The sequence below is a fragment of the Albibacterium profundi genome, from assembly GCF_042159835.1.
Taxonomy (GTDB): Bacteria; Bacteroidota; Bacteroidia; order Sphingobacteriales; family Sphingobacteriaceae; genus Albibacterium; species Albibacterium profundi.
On the sequence record NZ_JBBVGT010000003.1, the window covers coordinates 235,575 to 254,278 of the forward strand.

Annotated in this window: 17 protein-coding genes and 1 tRNA gene; 7 read left to right on the plus strand and 11 right to left on the minus strand. The window is 41.5% G+C overall.

Annotation, left to right across the window (positions count from 1 at the left end; genetic code table 11):
* Nucleotides 1–179 precede the first annotated feature (179 nt).
* Genes WKR92_RS12555 through WKR92_RS12565 form a run of 3 tightly spaced genes read left to right on the plus strand, consistent with a single transcriptional unit; the run spans nt 180 to nt 2,732 of the window.
* Nucleotides 180–944: an MlaE family ABC transporter permease gene (locus WKR92_RS12555; protein WP_375558178.1), complete on the plus strand. Its 765-nt coding sequence runs from the start codon at nt 180–182 to the stop codon at nt 942–944.
* On the plus strand, nt 941–1,717 hold the full coding sequence (locus WKR92_RS12560) for an ABC transporter ATP-binding protein (protein ID WP_375558179.1): 777 nt from the start codon (nt 941–943) through the stop codon (nt 1,715–1,717). Before WKR92_RS12555 ends, WKR92_RS12560 begins: the two co-directional genes overlap by 4 nt.
* Before the next feature lies 1 nt (nt 1,718).
* On the plus strand, nt 1,719–2,732 hold the full coding sequence (locus tag WKR92_RS12565) for an MlaD family protein (RefSeq protein WP_375558180.1): 1,014 nt from the start codon (nt 1,719–1,721) through the stop codon (nt 2,730–2,732).
* A 40-nt stretch (nt 2,733–2,772) separates the two neighbouring features.
* On the opposite strand, the gene WKR92_RS12570 is transcribed toward WKR92_RS12565, so the two are convergent.
* The 4 genes from WKR92_RS12570 to WKR92_RS12585 form a co-directional block, all read right to left on the minus strand.
* Nucleotides 2,773–3,396: a 7-carboxy-7-deazaguanine synthase QueE gene (locus WKR92_RS12570; protein WP_375558181.1), complete on the minus strand. Its 624-nt coding sequence runs from the start codon at nt 3,394–3,396 to the stop codon at nt 2,773–2,775.
* On the minus strand, nt 3,397–4,275 hold the full coding sequence (locus WKR92_RS12575) for a bifunctional 5,10-methylenetetrahydrofolate dehydrogenase/5,10-methenyltetrahydrofolate cyclohydrolase (protein WP_375558182.1): 879 nt from the start codon (nt 4,273–4,275) through the stop codon (nt 3,397–3,399).
* 6 nt (nt 4,276–4,281) lie between these two features.
* On the minus strand, nt 4,282–6,069 hold the full coding sequence (gene lepA / locus WKR92_RS12580; RefSeq protein WP_375558183.1) for a translation elongation factor 4: 1,788 nt from the start codon (nt 6,067–6,069) through the stop codon (nt 4,282–4,284).
* Between the two features lie 62 nt (nt 6,070–6,131).
* Complete coding sequence (locus tag WKR92_RS12585) at nt 6,132–7,289, minus strand: AI-2E family transporter (protein ID WP_375558184.1); 1,158 nt, start codon at nt 7,287–7,289, stop codon at nt 6,132–6,134.
* A 130-nt stretch (nt 7,290–7,419) separates the two neighbouring features.
* Here WKR92_RS12585 and WKR92_RS12590 point away from each other — a divergent pair, with 130 nt between their 5' ends.
* Nucleotides 7,420–7,704 carry a hypothetical protein gene (locus WKR92_RS12590; protein ID WP_375558185.1) on the plus strand — a complete coding sequence of 95 codons (285 nt, stop codon included), beginning with the start codon at nt 7,420–7,422 and terminating at the stop codon, nt 7,702–7,704.
* Nucleotides 7,705–7,762: 58 nt separating this feature from the next.
* On the opposite strand, the gene WKR92_RS12595 is transcribed toward WKR92_RS12590, so the two are convergent.
* Together WKR92_RS12595 and WKR92_RS12600 are read right to left on the minus strand one after the other, a co-directional pair.
* A complete protein-coding gene (locus WKR92_RS12595) occupies nt 7,763–8,323 on the minus strand; it encodes an NADPH-dependent FMN reductase (protein WP_375558186.1) in 561 nt (186 codons plus the stop codon).
* 274 nt (nt 8,324–8,597) lie between these two features.
* Nucleotides 8,598–8,669: transfer RNA gene (locus WKR92_RS12600), tRNA-Arg, on the minus strand.
* 406 nt (nt 8,670–9,075) lie between these two features.
* Between WKR92_RS12600 and WKR92_RS12605 the strand changes: the two genes are divergently transcribed.
* The 3 genes from WKR92_RS12605 (at nt 9,076) to can (ending at nt 11,602) form a co-directional block, all read left to right on the plus strand.
* Complete coding sequence (locus WKR92_RS12605; protein WP_375558187.1) at nt 9,076–9,330, plus strand: hypothetical protein; 255 nt, start codon at nt 9,076–9,078, stop codon at nt 9,328–9,330.
* Between the two features lie 81 nt (nt 9,331–9,411).
* Nucleotides 9,412–10,959: a SulP family inorganic anion transporter gene (locus WKR92_RS12610; RefSeq protein WP_375558188.1), complete on the plus strand. Its 1,548-nt coding sequence runs from the start codon at nt 9,412–9,414 to the stop codon at nt 10,957–10,959.
* On the plus strand, nt 10,946–11,602 hold the full coding sequence (can, locus tag WKR92_RS12615) for a carbonate dehydratase (protein ID WP_375558189.1): 657 nt from the start codon (nt 10,946–10,948) through the stop codon (nt 11,600–11,602). Before WKR92_RS12610 ends, can begins: the two co-directional genes overlap by 14 nt.
* A 75-nt stretch (nt 11,603–11,677) precedes the next feature.
* Here can and WKR92_RS12620 read toward each other — a convergent pair whose 3' ends face one another.
* The 5 genes from WKR92_RS12620 to tpx all read right to left on the minus strand — a co-directional run bounded on the left by WKR92_RS12620 (nt 11,678) and on the right by tpx (nt 18,608).
* Nucleotides 11,678–13,072 (minus strand): TolC family protein, encoded by a 1,395-nt coding sequence (locus WKR92_RS12620; RefSeq protein ID WP_375558190.1) that lies wholly within the window; start codon nt 13,070–13,072, stop codon nt 11,678–11,680.
* Between the two features lie 6 nt (nt 13,073–13,078).
* Nucleotides 13,079–16,240 (minus strand): efflux RND transporter permease subunit, encoded by a 3,162-nt coding sequence (locus tag WKR92_RS12625; RefSeq protein ID WP_375558191.1) that lies wholly within the window; start codon nt 16,238–16,240, stop codon nt 13,079–13,081.
* Between the two features lie 22 nt (nt 16,241–16,262).
* Nucleotides 16,263–17,444, minus strand: a complete 1,182-nt coding sequence (locus WKR92_RS12630) for an efflux RND transporter periplasmic adaptor subunit (protein WP_375558192.1) — start codon at nt 17,442–17,444, stop codon at nt 16,263–16,265.
* A gap of 102 nt (nt 17,445–17,546) precedes the next feature.
* Nucleotides 17,547–18,077 carry an isopentenyl-diphosphate Delta-isomerase gene (gene idi / locus WKR92_RS12635; protein ID WP_375558193.1) on the minus strand — a complete coding sequence of 177 codons (531 nt, stop codon included), beginning with the start codon at nt 18,075–18,077 and terminating at the stop codon, nt 17,547–17,549.
* Between the two features lie 33 nt (nt 18,078–18,110).
* A complete protein-coding gene (tpx, locus tag WKR92_RS12640) occupies nt 18,111–18,608 on the minus strand; it encodes a thiol peroxidase (protein WP_375558194.1) in 498 nt (165 codons plus the stop codon).
* Between the last annotated feature and the right edge of the window lie 96 nt (nt 18,609–18,704).

The window sequence follows — 18,704 nt, forward strand, 5'->3', positions numbered from 1 at the left end:
CTGAAAAGCTGATAGTTTAATCAACACACCTTTTTGTCTATATGAATGTTACATATACAAGCCGTGAATCATAATATGACATTAAATAAATATCATCTTTCTGCATATTTCTATAATATAAGCTTTATTTTTGCGCAATCTTATTCTATAGATATTTTTTATTCTAAACAAATCAGATAATGATTTCAAAAATCATTGATAAATACCTAATAGATTTAGCAGAAATTCATCGTTTTGTAATGCGGTTTTTCAAAGAGGTATTTGTTGGTCCCTTTGAGTTTAAAGAGATTGTTCGTCAATGTTACGAGATTGGTGTCAAATCACTGCCTTTGATGTCTCTGACTGGTTTTATCATCGGTGTAGTATTTACGAAGCAATCGCGACCATCGCTGGCCGACTTTGGAGCACAGGCCATGTTGCCGGCATTGATATCTATAGCAGTCGTTCGGGCATTGGCGCCCTTAGTTACTGCTTTGATAGCATCCGGAAAGGTCGGTTCCCAAATTGGAGCTGAACTAGGTTCCATGAAGGTAACTGAGCAGATTGACGCCATGGAAGTGTCTGGTACAAATCCATTCAAATTTTTAGTGGTTAGCCGCGTTGTTGCTACTTCGGTTATGATTCCGGTCTTGATGTTTTATGTGGCATTTGTAGCGCTCATGGGTGCATTTATGAATATAAACCAAAACGAAGCCACGAGTATGGTCGTCTTTTTCACGGAGGTATTTGATGCAATTACTTTTAAAGACGTCTTCGCAGCTGTATTTAAATCATTTGTATTTGGTTTTACCATTGGGATTGTCGGTAGTTATCAAGGCTATACTTCTTCAAAGGGAACGGAAGGAGTAGGCCGAGCGGCTAACTGGGCGGTTGTTATGTCGATGTTCCTAATCTTTATTGAAGAACTTTTAATTGTTCAACTTCTACAACTGGTTCCGCAATGAAAAAGAAAACAGCAGACTCCATCAACTATGACGATTCGGTAATCACCATTAGGGATCTTCACAAGTCCTTCGGTGAAAAGGATATTCTTAAAGGCGTAGACCTTGATCTTTTTCGCGGTGAGAACCTCGTTGTGTTAGGTCGGTCGGGCACAGGGAAGTCGGTACTTATCAAAATTATTGTAGGTTTACTAAAAGCAGATAGAGGTTCTGTGAACGTTTTGGGTACGTCGATGGAAGGTATCGATGTGGAAGAGTTACGGCAATTGCGTTTAAAGATAGGCTTCTCCTTTCAGAATAGTGCCCTATATGACAGTATGACGGTTAGGGAGAATATTGAATTCCCGTTGGTACGCATAAAAAAACATCTAAAACGAAAAGAGGTCAACCATGCGGTATCGTCGGTATTGGAGAGTGTTGGTTTATTACAGGCAATTGATCAGATGCCAGCCGAGCTCTCCGGAGGTCAGCGGAAACGGATCGGAATTGCCCGTACGTTAATTTTACAACCAGAAATTATGTTGTATGACGAACCTACGGCAGGCCTAGACCCTTTAACATGCATCGAGATTAATAAACTAATTAACGATGTCCAGGATCAGTTTAAGACCTCATCCATTATCATTACACACGATTTGGCATGTGCCAAAACCGTTGGTGACCGTATTGTGATGCTGCTTGATGGTACTTTCGAACGTGAGGGAGATTTCGAGGATATTTTTAATACACAAGATTCAAGGGTTAAACCCTTTTATGATTATAATTTTATAGATTAATATGAAATCAGCAGAAAAAAAGCGCTCAGTTATTGTAGGCTTATTTGTTTTGATAGGTATCATTATACTGCTCGCGGGAATTTTTATCATTGGTGGACAGCAGAATCGTTTTGGTGGGGCAATTAAAGTGACCGCCATATTTGATAATGCTGCCGGACTGAAGAAAGGTGGTAATGTATGGTTTTCCGGAGTAAAAGTAGGCACAATTCGTGAAGTTAATTTTACTCCGGCAAGCCAGGTAGAAATTGTCATGGTTATCAACGATGAATCAAAAGAATACATCCGAAAAGACGCTGCGGCCGTGATTAGCTCTGAAGGCTTTATCGGTAATAAGATGATTGTTATTGAAGGTGGCTCTAGTGATATTCCTTTCGTGGAAGATGGCGACCAACTGCGTGCAAAAGAAGGCAATGACACGGAAGCTATGATGGCCACCTTACAGGTAAACAATGAGAACTTAGTGGCGATTACAAACGATGTAAAAGCGCTAAGTGAACGAGTACGGCGCGGTGAGGGTACAATTGGCGCCTTCTTTACTGATTCGCTCATGGCTGAAAATATGAAAGCGATGTTAGCTAATCTGAATCAGGCGGCTTTGAACTCGAGAAAGGTATCGGAAAACTTAGCTGCATTCTCAGAAAAATTAAACAGTGAAGGTGGATTAGCAGGTGATCTGTTAACAGACACGACTATCTTTGCGAGCCTTAAGTCGTCTATGGCCCAATTAGAGGATATTACCCAGAATGCGAGCTTGATGACAGATAACTTGAGTGAAGCTACCGGTAAACTTAAAGAGGATGATAATGCTTTAGGGTTATTGCTTAATGACGAAGAGACAGCGGCACAGGTAAAAGAAACGATGAAGAACTTGGAAGAGAGCACTGAGAAGTTAAATCAAAATATGGAAGCTCTGCAGCACAACTTTCTGTTCCGTGGTTTTTTCAGAAAGCAAGCGAAGCGTGAAGAAGAAGAAAAGCAAGACTCGATCAAAGCAGCAGCTGATATCAATAAATAAAAGAATGGCTTGCTCTTAAAGTCGCTCTAAAGTTATTGAATTAAGGGATATTCATGAACTTATGCGTTTGCAGTGACACCTCCCAACGTGGGTTCTCTTTTACATAGTCAATGATCAAGGGGGTAATCTCCTTGGCTTTAGACCATTCGGGTTGCAAGTAAAGCTTGCACGATGCCGACACTGTTTTTGCATAATCCTCTGCCCATTTGAAATCACTTTTGTTAAAAACGATTACTTTTAGCTCGTTAGCAAAAGATGTAATATCAGGTCGAGGAGCTTTGAACTTCTTCGGTGACAAACAAATCCAGTCCCAATCACCAGATAAAGGGTAGGCGCCAGATGTCTCGATGAATGTTTCAATCCCTCTGGTTTTCAACTCTTTCGTCAAATAGTCCATATTATAAATAAGGGGTTCTCCTCCAGTCACTACAACCGTCTTTGCAGGATATTTACTTGCATGCTCAACGATGGTGTCGGTTGCAGTTAAGGGGTGAATGGACGCATCCCAACTTTCTTTTACATCACACCAATGACATCCCACATCACAACCTCCAAGTCGGATAAAATAAGCAGCTTTACCTGTATTGTACCCTTCTCCTTGGATGGTATAGAACTCTTCCATTAAGGGAAGCAAGGTGCCATCTTCCGGAACTGAATTACTCATTTAATAAATATCTCCTTTAGCTGATTTCAAGGTATTCTTCAAAAGACCAACGATTGTCATTAAACCGACACCGCCCGGTACCGGACTAATCCAAGATGTCTTGGGCGCTACCTGTTCGTAGTCGACATCCCCATAAAGCTTGTAACCTGATTTGGTCTCAGATGATTCTTCACGGTTGATACCTACATCGATGACAATGGCTCCCTCTTTAACCATGTCAGCAGTAACAAAATTCTTCCGACCAATCGCAGCGACGATGATATCAGCTTGACGGACGATATCTGGTAAATTTTGTGTTTTACTGTGCGTAAGCGTTACCGTGCAGTTTCCTGGATTACTATTGCGTGCCAATAAGATACTCATCGGACTACCCACAATATTGCTTCTGCCAATAACCACCGCATGTTTACCCTCGGTCTCAATCTGATAATATTCAAGCATCAACATGATGCCATAGGGGGTAGCCGGGATGAAACAGGGAAGGTTACGCATCATCCTTCCCAAGTTTATAGGATGAAAACCATCGACGTCTTTACGGTAATCGATAGCGGCCGTTACTTTCTCCGGATCGATATGTTCTGGTAAGGGCAATTGTACGATGAGTCCGTCGACCGCTTCATTATCGTTGATTTTGTTTATTTTAGCTAATAGCTCGTCTTCTGTTACGTTGTCTTCGTAACGTACTAGAGTCGACTTGAAACCAACTTTTTCACAGTTTCTGATTTTGCTAGCCACGTAGGTTTCACTTCCACCGTCGTGCCCAACTAAGATAGCTACCAGGTGGGGTTTGCGTCCCGTAACTTCAAAAAAATCGTTAGCTTCCTTCGCTATATCTTCTTTGATTCTTGCAGAAACTACTTTTCCATCTAATATTTCCATGACTTACTAATCTAATTTTAAAACAGCCATAAATGCCGTTTGTGGAATTTCCACATTACCTACTTGGCGCATTCTTTTCTTCCCTTTTTTCTGTTTTTCAAGTAATTTACGCTTTCTTGAGATATCACCACCATAGCACTTAGCAGTTACGTCTTTTCGCAAGGCACGAACGCTCTCTCTAGCAATGATTTTAGCACCAATTGATGCCTGGATAATAATTTCGAATTGCTGACGCGGAATGAGCTCCCTTAATTTTTCGCAGATTTTCTTTCCGAACTCATAGGAGTTGCTTCGGTGAATCAACGATGAGAGTGCATCAACTGGTTCCGAGTTCAAGCGGATGTCCAGTTTTACCAAATCCGACTGGCGGTAACCGATTTGATGATAGTCGAAAGAAGCATAGCCCCTCGATATGGTTTTTAATTTATCGTAGAAATCGAATACAATTTCACCCATTGGCATCTCGAAAGTCAACTCAACCCGATCCGCAGTTAAATAGGATTGATTGACAATAATCCCTCTTTTCTGGATACAAAGTGACATTACCGGGCCGACGAAGTCTGCTTTCGTAATTATATTTGCTTTGATAAACGGTTCTTCTACATAATCAAGTTTGCTGATATCAGGTAGGTCTGAAGGGTTGTTTACCTTCACCGCACCCTCCTTCGTTGTGTGTGCGATATAGGAAACGTTGGGCACGGTTGTAATCACTGTCATGTCGAACTCGCGTTCCAGTCGCTCTTGGATAATTTCCATGTGCAACATACCTAGAAAGCCGCATCGAAAGCCGAAACCTAAGGCAGCGGAAGATTCAGGTTCAAATACAAGGGATGCGTCGTTTAATTGCAATCTGTGCATGCTTTCACGAAGTTCTTCATAGTCGTCAGTCTCTACCGGGTAGATGCCTGCGAAAACCATTGGTTTTACTTCCTCGAACCCCTGAATGGCCTCTTTACTTGGTCGTGTGAGCGTCGTAATCGTGTCGCCAACCTTTACCTCGCGTGCTTCTTTAATTCCAGAAACGATATAACCCACATCACCAGTCTTGATGACATCTTTTGGTACTTGAGTTAATTTTAACGTTCCAATCTCATCAGCGATGTATTCTTTGCCGGTTGCGATGAACTTAACGCGATCACCTTTTCTGATTTCACCGTTCTCAACTTTGAAATAGGCCATAATTCCACGAAAGGAGTTATAAACAGAATCAAATATAAGTGCTTGCAACGGTGCTTCCGGGTCACCAACGGGGTGCGGGACGCGGGTTACAATAGCCTCTAATATATCAGAAACACCCATTCCAGTTTTCCCAGATGCCGGGATAATGTCCTCGCGTTCTCCACCAATTAGGTCGATGATTTGATCTTTTACCTCTTCAGGCATAGCACCCGGTAAGTCCATTTTATTTAAAATTGGAATGATCTCTAGGTCATGCTCTAATGCCAAATATAAATTGGATATGGTTTGGGCCTGGATCCCTTGAGAAGCATCGACAATCAGGAGCGCTCCCTCACAAGCTGCGATGGATCGCGAAACTTCATAAGAAAAGTCTACGTGACCGGGCGTGTCAATTAAGTTAAATACATATTCTTGACCTTCATGAAGATAATTCATCTGAATAGCGTGGCTCTTAATTGTAATGCCTCGCTCGCGCTCCAGGTCCATATTGTCAAGCAACTGTGCCTGAGATTCTCGTTGAGTAACAGTCTGCGTATATTCCAATAATCGATCAGCTAATGTACTTTTACCGTGATCGATATGCGCAATAATACAAAAGTTGCGGATGTGCTTCATTTAAGGAGTTAAAAATCGTTCTAAAAGGCAAAGATAAATCTTTGCTTTGTATTTCAAACGATTTATTTGTCAGCTTTCTTTTTTGCCTTCAATGAGGACTCTAAAGCTTTCTTGATTCGCCATTCTCGAAGTCGTTTGAAACTACGTTTCGACTTGAGGTGGCTTTCCTCCGGTTCACCGATTAAAAAACCAAAATGAGACAGGGATGGGTTTGAATCTAATACAACCTTAATGATAGCGATGAGCGGTAATGCCAAAATCAAACCGGCTAAACCGAAGAGCATTCCTCCTAATAATAAGCCAACAATCGACATTAATGGGTTGATACTCACTTTGCTTCCGACAATATTAGGTGTGATTAAGTTTGCCTCAAAAAATTGCACCACTTGAAACCAACCGATTATACCCACGGCGTACCAAGCATTGTCCTTGGTCGCCAACGCAAACAATGCTGGCAGGATGGAACCAATTGCAATTCCGATATATGGGATCAACATCAATAACGCTGCTAATATGCCAAAGAACCAAGCGTAGCTGATACCCATTACCAATAGTCCGGCGGTATTGAGGATAGCAACAATACCCATAACCGTTAATAAACCCACGAGGTAACTCTGTACCACACTATAAATATCGTTCAAGATCTTATTGACCTTTTCTCTACCGGTCGATTTAAACGTGAGGAAAAAGAATTCGCGAAAGAAATCGCGGTAGTACAACATAAAGAATACGAATAGTGGAACTAGCACAACACTGGAGAGTATGCCACCGATAGAACTAAATGCACGTTGGATATAGGTTGTGGCGTTTGATAATGCATTGTCAGTGAATTCATGGAATTTCTGAGATAGCATATCATCGGTTATGCCGAATTTTTCGTTTGTCCATTGGGTAATCACCGTTAAAATTTCCTGAAAACGGGCAACCATGTCTTCTCCGTTTCTTCCGATGTTAAGAACCTGATTTACAATAAGGTAAATGAGTCCCACAATGACAATAATAGCGACGATGACCGATATGATAGCCGCTAATAATCGAGGTATTCGCCAACGTTCAAGTAAAGTGGCCAATGGGAACAAGGTAATGGCAATAAGCATACTGAAAAGCAGGGGCACCAATACGCTTTGTAGCATATAGGATAGAATCAGAATCAATATGAGCGTAACTAACCTTACGGCTAATAGATACTCGCTATTTTTTGGAGTTATAGGTTTTTCCATCCTCTGTTTTTAAAACGTGAACTGCTAAGACAACGATCCTTCGATTTATCTATGCAAAATAAACAAAAATGTGGCCAATTATTCATCCGTAGAATATTATCTTTACTGTTGTGATCAATATTCTAAAATAATGCAATTTACACAGTTTACCGATTCTCTTCACGAAAGTAACCCTTCTGCTGACCTTTCAGTTCATCTGAAAGCATTATGGTACGATAAGAACGACCGATGGAAAGAAGCTCACGATTTAGTCGATAGTTTGGATGATCCTGACTCGGCATTGGTGCATGCTTATCTCCACCGAGTGGAAGGCGACCAATGGAATGCCGACTATTGGTATCGTAAGGCAGGTCACCGACGCCCAAATGTGACGCTCGAAGAAGAGTGGGAGACACTCGTTCAACAGTTTCTCTGATCTCATCATGATGATGACTTCAAAGAAACTGTTGAATTAAATGTCCTCTAACCTCGTGTTAGCCTTTCAAGGTTTTCGTTAACTTAACTAGGTTAACCAATAGTTTGCTAATGAAGCCTTTGGTATCGTTATCGGTGAGATTGCCTTGGTTGTCAAATTTGTCCTGTGCCATACCAATCATCACCTCTGGTTGATTAACCGCGGTTATATCCAGAAATACAAACATCTGCCTTAGGTGATATTGCGCACGAGCACTGGCAATATTACCGATAGATGCTCCCATAATAGCCGCGGGCTTTCCATTGAACGCGTTGTCGCCATAAGGCCTAGATGCCCAATCGATGTAGTTTTTCAGTAAGCCGGGCACCGAGTAATTATATTCAGGGGTTACGAATAAAATAGCGTCGGCTTCCTTAATCTTTTTCTTAAATTCAACGATAGACGCTGGTGGATTTTGTTCTTTATCTTGATTGAAGCCTGGAAGGTTTTCGTCGAGTTCGTAGATTTCAATTTCAGCATTTTCAGGAACCAGTTTGCTTGCTTCTTTCAGGGCTGACCGGTTGAAAGACTCTTTTCGAACACTTCCTGCAATTCCTAGGATCTTGATTTTGTCGTTCATGTTTGTCGGTTTTTAGTTTTAGTGTTATCTCGTTAACAATTGAAAGCCCAATTAGTTTCTTGTACGTTCCTGATTTTGTCTTTACTGTCCTAAAACCTTCCTATACTTCACCGCAAAATCCTATACACAGCAAATCCGCATTTCGAGCCTAAAATGCGGGACAAATGCGGAATGAGTCCGCTCTAAATCTATTATTATCTGAACCAATTATCGGTGAACTTATTCGATGTATACATAAAAAAACCGCTTAGATACTTCTAAGCGGCTATGTGCGTGTTCCCGACGAGATTCGAACTCATACCATCAGAACCGGAATCTGACATTCTATCCATTGAACTACGGGAACAAAAGAAATGCAAATATATAGAAACTGTCAGTGATAGCCTAATTATTATTTCGCAATATTTTAATTGATATGTTTTCTATTCCTTGTGGTATTTTATCGTATTTCTGTACAAAAAGAGATTGTTTTCTATTTTTCATCTAATAAAAATTGAGTTTGTTATTAAAAAGTTAAGGTAATGTTAAATTTAACCTATTAATATAATATACGAGCTATAAAAATGATGATATATGTAGAGTATGCGATTTTTTAGGAGCTTTTTGTAATTTATATCGTGATATAATCGATTTGTTTTAGTTTTTTCCATATATTTGGATAGTTAAAAGTACTGAGTCTCTCGACATGTACGTTGAAAATGAAAAAAAGAATAATATTTAGTTTGATCTTTTTCTCCATCTTTGCTTCCAAGATGTTGATTTCAACAGCACCCATTGTCATAAGCTTTAGTGATAGCGAGTTTATTATAAACGTGATGATGCAACTTGAGTTAGAAGGTAAGGCTCAAGGGTCTGTCGATGCTAAAGAGATTCCTGTCACCGGTTACATTCTTCCGTTTAATGAATTAATAACTCATATTCTCCAAGCAAGTTTCAACCTCGTCAATGAACGAGATATAATTGCATTTTTCCCTTCTGTTCCGACACCGCCTCCTAACTTCTCTTAAGTAGAAATTGTCTGCGCATGGCTTATCTCTTTGTCGGCGCAATTTTCTTAAATGTTTTACTTTAATTAGATACTTTTTAGTATGAAAGGAACTCGTGTGTCTGCGTTTTTTAAATTATCAAAACGTGACCTAAAATACGATATACCTGCAAGTATAGTAGTCTTTCTTGTAGCACTACCCTTGTGTTTAGGTATAGCAATGGCGTCCGGCGCGCCTTTATTCGCCGGAATTTTAACTGGGATCATTGGTGGTCTCGTAATTGCATCATTCAGTGGCTCTCAATTGAGTGTGAGTGGCCCGGCGGCTGGGCTTACCGTAATTGTATTGGGCGCTATTCAATCTTTAGGTGCCTATCCTACATTTTTATTGGCCGTGGTGCTAGCCGGTGTATTGCAAATGATCTTATTTTTTGCGAAGGCGGGCAATATTGGTAATTTCTTCCCGTCTTCTGTAATCATGGGAATGCTTGCTGCTATCGGAATAACCATTATTATACAACAAATTCCCTACGGATTTGGCTTAAGTCAAGGTATGTTTTCAACCGGCTGGGAGCAAATGTTTTCATCGATCAGCTGGGGAGCGGTTGCTATATGCATAGCTTCGATCGTGATCTTGGTCGGGATGCCCAAAATCAAAAAACTGAAAGCTATTCCCGCTCCATTGGTCGTCGTGCTTCTGGGTCTGGCGGCGTTTCAACTTTTTAAAGGAACTCCATTGGAAATTCAGAACAGTCAATTGGTGCAGATACCAGTAGTTGCTTCGGTAAACGACTTTTTGAACCTTTTTATCTTTCCCGACTTTAGTCAGATCCTGAATAAGGATGTATGGATAGTGGCCTTTACGATTGCAATCATTGCCAGTATCGAGACGTTGTTGAGTATTGAGGCGATAGACAAAATCGACCCGATGAAACGAACTTCGAATACAAATCGTGAATTACTGGCACAAGGAATTGGTAATATGACGAGTGGATTGCTTGGGGGATTGCCGCTTACTTCGGTAATCGTACGATCTTCTGCGAATGTGAATGCGGGCGGGCGATCTCGTCAAAGTGCGATGTTTCACGGACTATGGTTATTACTGGCCTTGGTTTTATTTCCGGTAGTAATTAACATGATTCCATTGGCTTGTTTGGCTGCCATCTTATTGGTGACCGGATACAAGTTAGCGAATCCGGCTTTGTTTGTCAATACATTTAAACGAGGTGTTGATCAGTTTGTGCCATTTATAGCAACGGTTATTGCTATTATTTTAACCGATTTGCTAACCGGGGTAGGAGTTGGGATCGTTATTTCACTGCTATATGTACTTCGTAATAACATGCGAAACTCATTTGATTATGGGGGTCAAGAAGAAGAACAGGCTCATAAGGTGGTGGTGACCTTGTCAGAAGAAGTTTCTTTTCTGAATAAACCAGCTATCCGATTTTCGCTGCAAAATATCCCACGAAAGGTAAACGAAATTGTCATCGATGGACGAAAAAGTAAGTTCATCGACAAGGATGTGATCCTGGTTATCAAAGAATATGAAGCGCTTTACGTTAATCGCGGAAAAATAGTCCAATTACTGGAAGTTGAAAATAAACAGAATTTTAAATCAATAAAGAAAAATAAAAATGTGTCAAAATAATATTATATCATACGAAGAGTTGTTATTAGGAAATAAAGAGTTTGTTGCTAATTCATTAAAGGAGGATCCTGAATTCTTCGAAAGACTGGCTAAAGGGCAGAAACCACCGGTTTTATGGATCGGTTGCTCAGATAGCCGGGTTCCCGCGAATCAAATTACCAATACGAAACCAGGGGAGATATTCGTCCATAGAAATATTGCAAACGTAGTGGTTAATAGTGATATGAACATGCTCAGCGTGCTGGATTATGCGGTAAATGTGCTGGAGGTTCGTTATATTATTGTCTGTGGACATTATGGTTGTGGTGGTGTTGCGGCTGCAATGAGTAATAAGCAGTTTGGGTTAATCGATAATTGGCTAAGACATATTAAAGATGCGTATCGTCTGCATAGTTCCGAAGTCGATCGAATTGAGGATCCTCAGGCGCAACTGGATAAGATGGTCGAGTTTAATGTGATTGAGAGTGTCTACAATCTTTCTAAAACCTCTATCGTTCAGAATGCATGGGGTAGAGGCAAGGAATTATCCTTGCACGGTTGGGCTTACAGTTTAAGGACCGGATTGATTAATGATTTAGATGTCAGTTGTGAGGGGATGGGGCATCTGCCACCGGTATTTAATTTTGAATATCAGGAAGCTTAACCGTTTCTATAAAAGAAAATGCCTCGCTCTGGTTTCCGGAGCGAGGCATTTTTCTTTTATACGATTTCTGCGGGATTATTTCCACCCGCCTCCAAGCGATCGATAAAGATTTACTACGGAGATCAGGCGTTCCAGATGATCATTAACTTCACCTAGTTCGGCTTGTAACAAGCTCTGTCTAGCGGTAATAACCTCGGTATAGTTTGCAAAATCGTTTTCCAAAAGCTCTTGCGTGTAATCCACTGCTTTTTCCAATGCGTCGGTTTGTTTCTGACGAACGCTGATTTTTTGATTCGATGTTTCATAGAGAGACAGCGCATCGGATACTTCCCGCCCTGCATTCAAAAGTGCAGTCTTGAAGTTTAATAAGGCAACTTCCTGCTGTAATAAGGCAACTTCTAAACGAGTTTTGTTCAGCCGCCTGTTAAAGATCGGTTGTGTCAATCCTGCACCGATGCTTGCTATAAACGAAGCGGGGTCGAGAAGATTTGAAATGTCTACAGAATTAAACCCTGCTGAGCCAGTGATGGATACGCTAGGGTAAAAGTATGTTCTTGCGAGGTTAGCAAGTTCGAATTGTTGTCTGAATTGTAATTCAGCTTGCAAGACATCTGGTCGGTTCGCTAATAATTGAGCCGGTATACCGATATTTAGTGATGTTGGTAAGGTTTGGTGGATAATGCTTCCTCGGCTGATTTCGCTAGGTTGCGAGCCTAGCAAAATGCTAAGAGCGTTCTCTGTTTCGCGAATAGCTTGTATCAAATCTGGAATCGTAACTTCCGCAGCATAGCGCTGAGCTTCGCTCTGTACCACAGCAGCCTCGGTCACACTTGCGGCTTCTTTCAACGCACGCATGGTGTTTACCGTACTATTCCAGTTTTCAACCGTCTTTTCAGTTATGGCTAACTGTTCATCCATAGCGATCAGTTGATAATAGTAACTTGCAATGGTTGAAATAAGTCGTGTTTTCACAGCTCTGGCAGCCTCGGTAGTGGCCAGAAGGTTAGCAAGTTCGGCTCTCTTGCTACTTTTTAACTTTCCCCAGATATCAGCTTCCCAAGTAGCCGATGCGGCGACGTTATACTGGGTAATATTACTGCCTCGCCCAAAGCGTTGAGCCTCCGGTAAACGACTTTCATCGACGCCCGCACTCAGATTGAGATTGGGAAGGAACGCTGCTTTGCTCTGATTAAAGTAGGCTTCGGCCTGCTGGATATTCAAATAGGCTATTTCCAGATCCGGGTTATTGGTGAGACCTGTTTCAATCAGGTCTTGCAGATACGAATCTGTAAATACCTCTCTCCATGAAAGATGAGCCATTGAGTTGGTATCGGAGTTCTGAATATCTCGGTAGAGGCTGTCTATGTTCATTTCGGGTTTGACGTATTCCTTTGTCACCCCGCATGATGATATGAAAACAATACCTATCAGCGAAAAAAATAATCCGTATTTTAAAATTCTTTTTGACATTCTAATTTAGATATGATCAGGGTTCTCATTTGATTGTGTATTGGGCGCGGCTGGTAGTGGCTTTTTTCTGAAGCGTTCTTGCAATCCCTGGAAAATAATAAACAAAATCGGTATTACGAATACTCCGAAAATCGTTCCGATAAGCATACCACCAACGGCACCGGTACCGATTGCTTGATTGCCAACTGCACCTGCTCCGGAAGACAGCATTAAGGGGATGAGTCCAAAGATGAATGCAAAAGAAGTCATCAGAATCGGACGGAGACGCGCTTGTGCGCCTTCAAGTGCTGCTTTCACAATCGGCATACCTTGTCGTCGTCGCTCTGCAGAGAACTCGACGATCAGAATAGCGTTTTTAGAAAGGAGCCCGACGAGCATGATAAGAGTAATCTGTAAGTATATGTTATTTGAAATTCCGAATATCGTTGCGAAAATATACACACCCGCCAAACCGATTGGTAATGATAAGAGTACGGCTAAAGGCAGTATGTAGCTTTCATATTGGGCGCTGAGTAAAAGATATACGAAGATGATTACCAGCAAGAAAATAAACATGGTTTGACTACCGGCTGATATTTCTTCGCGTGTCATTCCTGAAAACTCATAACCATAACCAACGGGTAGGGAAGTAGCGGCAACTTCCTCAATCGCCCGAATGGCATCGCCTGAACTATAACCTGCATTAGGCGAGCCATTTATTTCAATAGCTGTAAATAAGTTAAATCGGGAAATTGACTGTGGACCGTACACGCGTTTTAAGGATATGAAGCTTGTAATGGGAGCCATCTGTCCTTCCTGATTCCGAACATATATATTGTTCAGCCCTTCAGGGTTGGCTCTATATTGCGGTTCAGCTTGATACATTACACGGTATTGTTTTCCAAACTGGTTGAAATTAGATGCATAGATACCACCATAATAACCCTGCATGGTTCCCATTATTTCACTTACTGTGAAGCCTGCTTCTTTGGTTTTCTCTACATTAACCTCAATTTCATATTGGGGGAAGTTAGGGTCAAAAGAGGTAGATGCATATTGGATTTCAGGACGTTCATTTAAGGCGGCAATAAAATCGTTGCCCACTTTGGTGAATGTAGCAATATCAGCACCGGTGCGGTCCTGAAGCTGAAATTCAAAACCTTGAGATACACCAAAACCTTGGATGGTAGGTGGTGCGAAATAGATCACTTTTGCTTCAGTGATGGAGCGCGTTTTCGCAAAAAGTTGACCGATAATTGCCTGCACACTTTGGTCGTCGCGTTTCCGTTCAGACCAGTCTTTTAACTTAATAATCAACATGGCATAGTTACTACCACGTCCGCTGATCAACCCGTTACCGCTTACCCGAAGTACGTTTTCTACTTCAGGGATGGTCCGTACCAAGCGCTCAACTTCGATAGCAACTTCTTCCGTCCGTTCCACCGAGGCTGAGGTTGGTAATGCGATGTCCGCCATAATGGAACCAGTATCTTCGTTCGGAACAAAAGCTGTAGGTGTTACTCGCATTAAAATAAAAAATGCAGCGGTAAAAAGCACAATACCCGTTAGCGCAATCCACTTACGGTGGATGAGGAAGGAAACAGATTTCCTGTACTTATTGGTCGTAGTTTCGAAAGCGACGTTAAATGCCGTATAAAAACGCTGGATAAAATTCTTCTTTTTATCTCGCTCATGATGAGGCTTCAAAAAGAGTGCACAGAGTGCTGGGCTCAATGTTAGGGCATTAACTGCGGATAGGATGATAGCCACTGCCAATGTTAATCCGAACTGCTGATAGAAAACACCTGCTGAGCCGGAAATAAAACTAATCGGAACGAACACTGCAGCCATCACAAGAGTAATGGAGATAATCGCGCCGGAAATCTCACTCATCGCATCCTTGGTTGCAACTAATGAAGATGTATAACCTTGATCCAGCTTGGCATGGACGGCCTCGACGACGACGATAGCGTCATCCACAACGATACCGATAGCCAACAAAAGTGCAAATAGAGTAAGTAAGTTGATTGTAAAGCCGAAAAGACTCAGGAAGAAAAACGTTCCAATAATAGATACAGGCACCGCGATAGCGGGTATCAAAGTCGACCGAAAGTCTTGTAAGAAGATGAATACAACCAAGAAAACCAAAATGAAGGCTTCAATCAGCGTAGTGATTACCTTGCTGATAGATGCGTCAAGGAAGTCGTTGGCATTCACCAGGTTCACATATTTAATTCCCTTTGGAAAGTTTTGAGCTGCCTCATTAAGTACTTCTAAGCTACCTTCAATTACCTCTTGTGCGTTTGAGCCGGCTGTTTGGCTGATGGCTACACCTACCGATGGGTATCCGTTGGTTGTCGATGATGTGGCATAGTTCATCGCACCCAGCTCGATCCTAGCGATATCTTTAAGTCTAAGGAGCTGACCGTCATTACCGGCTCTCAGTACAATATTCTCAAATTCAGACACATCGGCTAATCGACCCTTATATTTGATTGTATATTGAAAAGACTGGCCACCTTGCTCGCCGAACTGGCCAGGAGCGGCTTCAATATTTTGCTCGGCCAAAGCAGCACTGATATCGTTAGGTACCAAACCGTAGGTAGCCATGACATCCGGTTTAAGCCAGATTCGCATGGAATAATCCATTCGACCAAAAGCTCTTGCCTCACCTACACCGTTTACCCTTTTCATTAAAGGAACGAGATTAATCTCTGCGTAGTTTTGAAGAAAGGTCTGATCATAGGTTGGATCCTCGCTATATAAAGAGAAGATAATCAGGTTACTACTTTGTGTTTTAAAAGTGGAGACACCCGATCGGGTAACCTCCTGAGGCAGAAGACTGGTGGCCCGTGCCACCCGATTCTGGACGTTAACATTGGCAATATCGGGATCGGTTCCTGTCTTGAAGACAATCGTAATACGTGCGCTTCCGTCGTTTCCGGCAGAAGATCTCATATAGGCCATGTCCTCCACCCCGTTGATCTGCTCTTCGAGAGGAACGATTACGCTATTTAATACAACTTCTGCGTTTGCTCCTTGGTAGGATGCAGAAACCACAATTGTTGGAGGTGCTATATCAGGGTACTGGGAAACAGGAAGCGTAAGTAATCCTAAACCTCCTAACAGAACAATTAAGATGGAGATTACGGTCGCTAGTACAGGTCGTTCTATGAAACGATTAAACATAATTCTTTGTCAAGTTTGTATATTATCGAACAGTATCTGGAGTAGTTACGGGCTTGAACAGACTATCGGCATTCACGGCTACCGGTTGTACATTGAGTCCATCCCGCAGAGTCGCCAGTCCTTCCATTACAATTTTGTCACCAGGTTTAAGTCCCGCGTTTACTACGTAAAATTGGCCGTCATCATTATCCATGACGGTAATCGACTTGCTGGTTACCGTGTTATCTTCTTGAAGTTGATAAACAAATTTTTTGCCTTGTATCTCGTAGGTTGATTTCTGTGGTATGACAATCGCCGAATCTAATTCCAAAGGAATGATAATAACACCACTACTACCGCTGCGAACAACATTTCCCGGATTCGGGAAGGTAGCACGCACACTAATGGAGCCGGTTGCCGTGTTTATGAGTCCGCTGGTAGTTTCAATTCGCCCCGGATATGGAAATTGAGAACCATTGGCAAGTATCAAAGAAACTTGAGGGATATTTGCTAGATTATCGCGGGCCGAGCCTTCCGCTTCGCGGCCAGAAATCTCCAACATCTGTTTTTCATTAATCGAAAAGTATGCGTAGATATTGGTGATATTAGATACCGTTGTTAAGGGCTGCGGAGTATTGCTGCTTACTAAACTCCCGATTTTATAAGGAAGCGTGCCGACAACACCGTTAACCGGACTGGTTATTAACGTATAACCAACATTGGTTGAAGCATTCGTTAGGTTAGCACGAGCTTGAGCCAATTGAGCTTGCTGTGATTCTAGGTTGAACTGTGCAGATTCAAGTTGATAGCGACTGATTATATTTTTCTCTACCAACGGCCTTACTTTATTTACCTCCATTTGTGCTGTATTTACAGCAGCCTCGGCTATTTTTACAGCAGCCTCCGCAGATCGTTTCTCTTGTTCGTATTGTGGGGCACTGATGCGAAAGAGTGCCTGGCCCTGTTTAACAGTAGCACCTTCATCCACGTAAATATGCTCAATAAAGCCTTCTATCTTTGGTCGGATTTCAATGTTTTGTTGACCTTCAATAGTTGCTGGGTAGTTGCTGTTTAAAGTTGTTGATCGCGGTTCAATCGTCAATATTGGATATTCAGATATAGTTACTTCAGCGTTTTGTTTATTTTCAGAATTTCCGCCACATGCAGCGATTAATAGGATAGTCGGTAAAATAATGGCTTGTAAGACCGTATTTTTTTTCAGCATAGTTTGTTTTGATGAAATAGTGCAATCATCAAAAATACAATAAATGAATTGTTTTATACGTTAACGATTAGTTAAAGGTCATCGTTTATCGTAATTTTTGTATTACAAACGATGTGCGTTTTTCGCTCTGATTGCTTCAATCTGAGGCAAAGCCAATTTTAACCACACCGTATATTGGTCCGGGTTATTCTTTATATCAGCTTTGATTTGAGCTAGGCTAAGAAATTTAAAGTCGTTTGCTTCTTGAGGATTTATTTTGGGCAATGAATCAGTTGTTCCAACAAAAATATGATCCAATTCATGTTCAAAGAGTCCGTTCTCAAACCGGGTTTTATAGAGGAACTTGGATATAAAACGAAGCTCACACTCCATGCCCATTTCTTCTTGTAATCGTCGCTTGGCTGCTCCTAATGTATCTTCACCCGGTCGAGGGTGGCTGCAGCAGGTGTTGGACCATAATCCTGGAGAATGATATTTGTCCAAGGCGCGTTGTTGGAGTAAAAGCTCGCCCGCGCTATTAAACAAAAAGACAGAAAAGGCTCGATGTAGTACACCAGTTTGGTGTGCTTCCAATTTCTCCATCGTACCTAGTGCTTTGTCTTCTTGGTCGACAAGGATCACCTCTTCTGTCATTTTATTTTTTATTGATATTTTGTTTAAGCTAATTTACGAAACAGCCTTAATAGCTTGGTCGTAGTTGGGTTCTTGACCAATTTCTGGCACCTGCTCCTCATAAACAATCTTTCCTTGAGGATCGATGACTACTACTGCGCGACTGTGTAAGCCTTTTAATGGTCCATCCGCCATTTGTACGCCGTACTCCTCGCCGAATGAGGTTCTAAAATCGGAAAGCATCTCGACATTCTTAATGCCCTCAGCGCCACAAAATTCAGCTTGTGCAAACGGTAAGTCTTTTGAAATGCAAAGGACAACTGTGTTATCTAAGCTCGCAGCTTCTTCGTTGAATTTTCGAACAGATTGAGCACACACACCCGTGTTTATGCTCGGAAATATGTTCAGAATAACGTTTTTCCCTTTGTAATTGGATAAGCTTTTGTCTGATAGATCTGTTCCGGTTAACGTAAAATCTTTAGCTTCTGTTCCCACTGCTGGTAATGAGCCAACGGTGTTAACGTTATCGCCTTTGAAAGTAATTTGTGCCATAATATTTGTTTTTAAGGTTAAACTATTTTAAGAATTGATTGTTTTACCAAATATATGATAATACACAATCTGTTCAAATTTAACGCACTAAGATTA

What these genes read in the sequence shown, in the direction of transcription:
- WKR92_RS12590 (WP_375558185.1), top strand. Translation starts at nt 7,420, where the DNA reads ATGCAATTTACACAGTTTACCGATTCTCTTCACGAAAGTAACCCTTCT.
- WKR92_RS12620 (WP_375558190.1), bottom strand. Translation starts at nt 13,072, where the DNA reads ATGTCAAAAAGAATTTTAAAATACGGATTATTTTTTTCGCTGATAGGT.
- WKR92_RS12625 (WP_375558191.1), bottom strand. Translation starts at nt 16,240, where the DNA reads ATGTTTAATCGTTTCATAGAACGACCTGTACTAGCGACCGTAATCTCC.
- WKR92_RS12605 (WP_375558187.1), top strand. Translation starts at nt 9,076, where the DNA reads ATGTTGATTTCAACAGCACCCATTGTCATAAGCTTTAGTGATAGCGAG.
- WKR92_RS12630 (WP_375558192.1), bottom strand. Translation starts at nt 17,444, where the DNA reads ATGCTGAAAAAAAATACGGTCTTACAAGCCATTATTTTACCGACTATC.
- tpx (WP_375558194.1), bottom strand. Translation starts at nt 18,608, where the DNA reads ATGGCACAAATTACTTTCAAAGGCGATAACGTTAACACCGTTGGCTCA.
- WKR92_RS12555 (WP_375558178.1), top strand. Translation starts at nt 180, where the DNA reads ATGATTTCAAAAATCATTGATAAATACCTAATAGATTTAGCAGAAATT.
- WKR92_RS12610 (WP_375558188.1), top strand. Translation starts at nt 9,412, where the DNA reads ATGAAAGGAACTCGTGTGTCTGCGTTTTTTAAATTATCAAAACGTGAC.
- WKR92_RS12565 (WP_375558180.1), top strand. Translation starts at nt 1,719, where the DNA reads ATGAAATCAGCAGAAAAAAAGCGCTCAGTTATTGTAGGCTTATTTGTT.
- WKR92_RS12570 (WP_375558181.1), bottom strand. Translation starts at nt 3,396, where the DNA reads ATGAGTAATTCAGTTCCGGAAGATGGCACCTTGCTTCCCTTAATGGAA.
- lepA (WP_375558183.1), bottom strand. Translation starts at nt 6,069, where the DNA reads ATGAAGCACATCCGCAACTTTTGTATTATTGCGCATATCGATCACGGT.
- WKR92_RS12560 (WP_375558179.1), top strand. Translation starts at nt 941, where the DNA reads ATGAAAAAGAAAACAGCAGACTCCATCAACTATGACGATTCGGTAATC.
- can (WP_375558189.1), top strand. Translation starts at nt 10,946, where the DNA reads ATGTGTCAAAATAATATTATATCATACGAAGAGTTGTTATTAGGAAAT.
- WKR92_RS12575 (WP_375558182.1), bottom strand. Translation starts at nt 4,275, where the DNA reads ATGGAAATATTAGATGGAAAAGTAGTTTCTGCAAGAATCAAAGAAGAT.
- WKR92_RS12585 (WP_375558184.1), bottom strand. Translation starts at nt 7,289, where the DNA reads ATGGAAAAACCTATAACTCCAAAAAATAGCGAGTATCTATTAGCCGTA.
- WKR92_RS12595 (WP_375558186.1), bottom strand. Translation starts at nt 8,323, where the DNA reads ATGAACGACAAAATCAAGATCCTAGGAATTGCAGGAAGTGTTCGAAAA.
- idi (WP_375558193.1), bottom strand. Translation starts at nt 18,077, where the DNA reads ATGACAGAAGAGGTGATCCTTGTCGACCAAGAAGACAAAGCACTAGGT.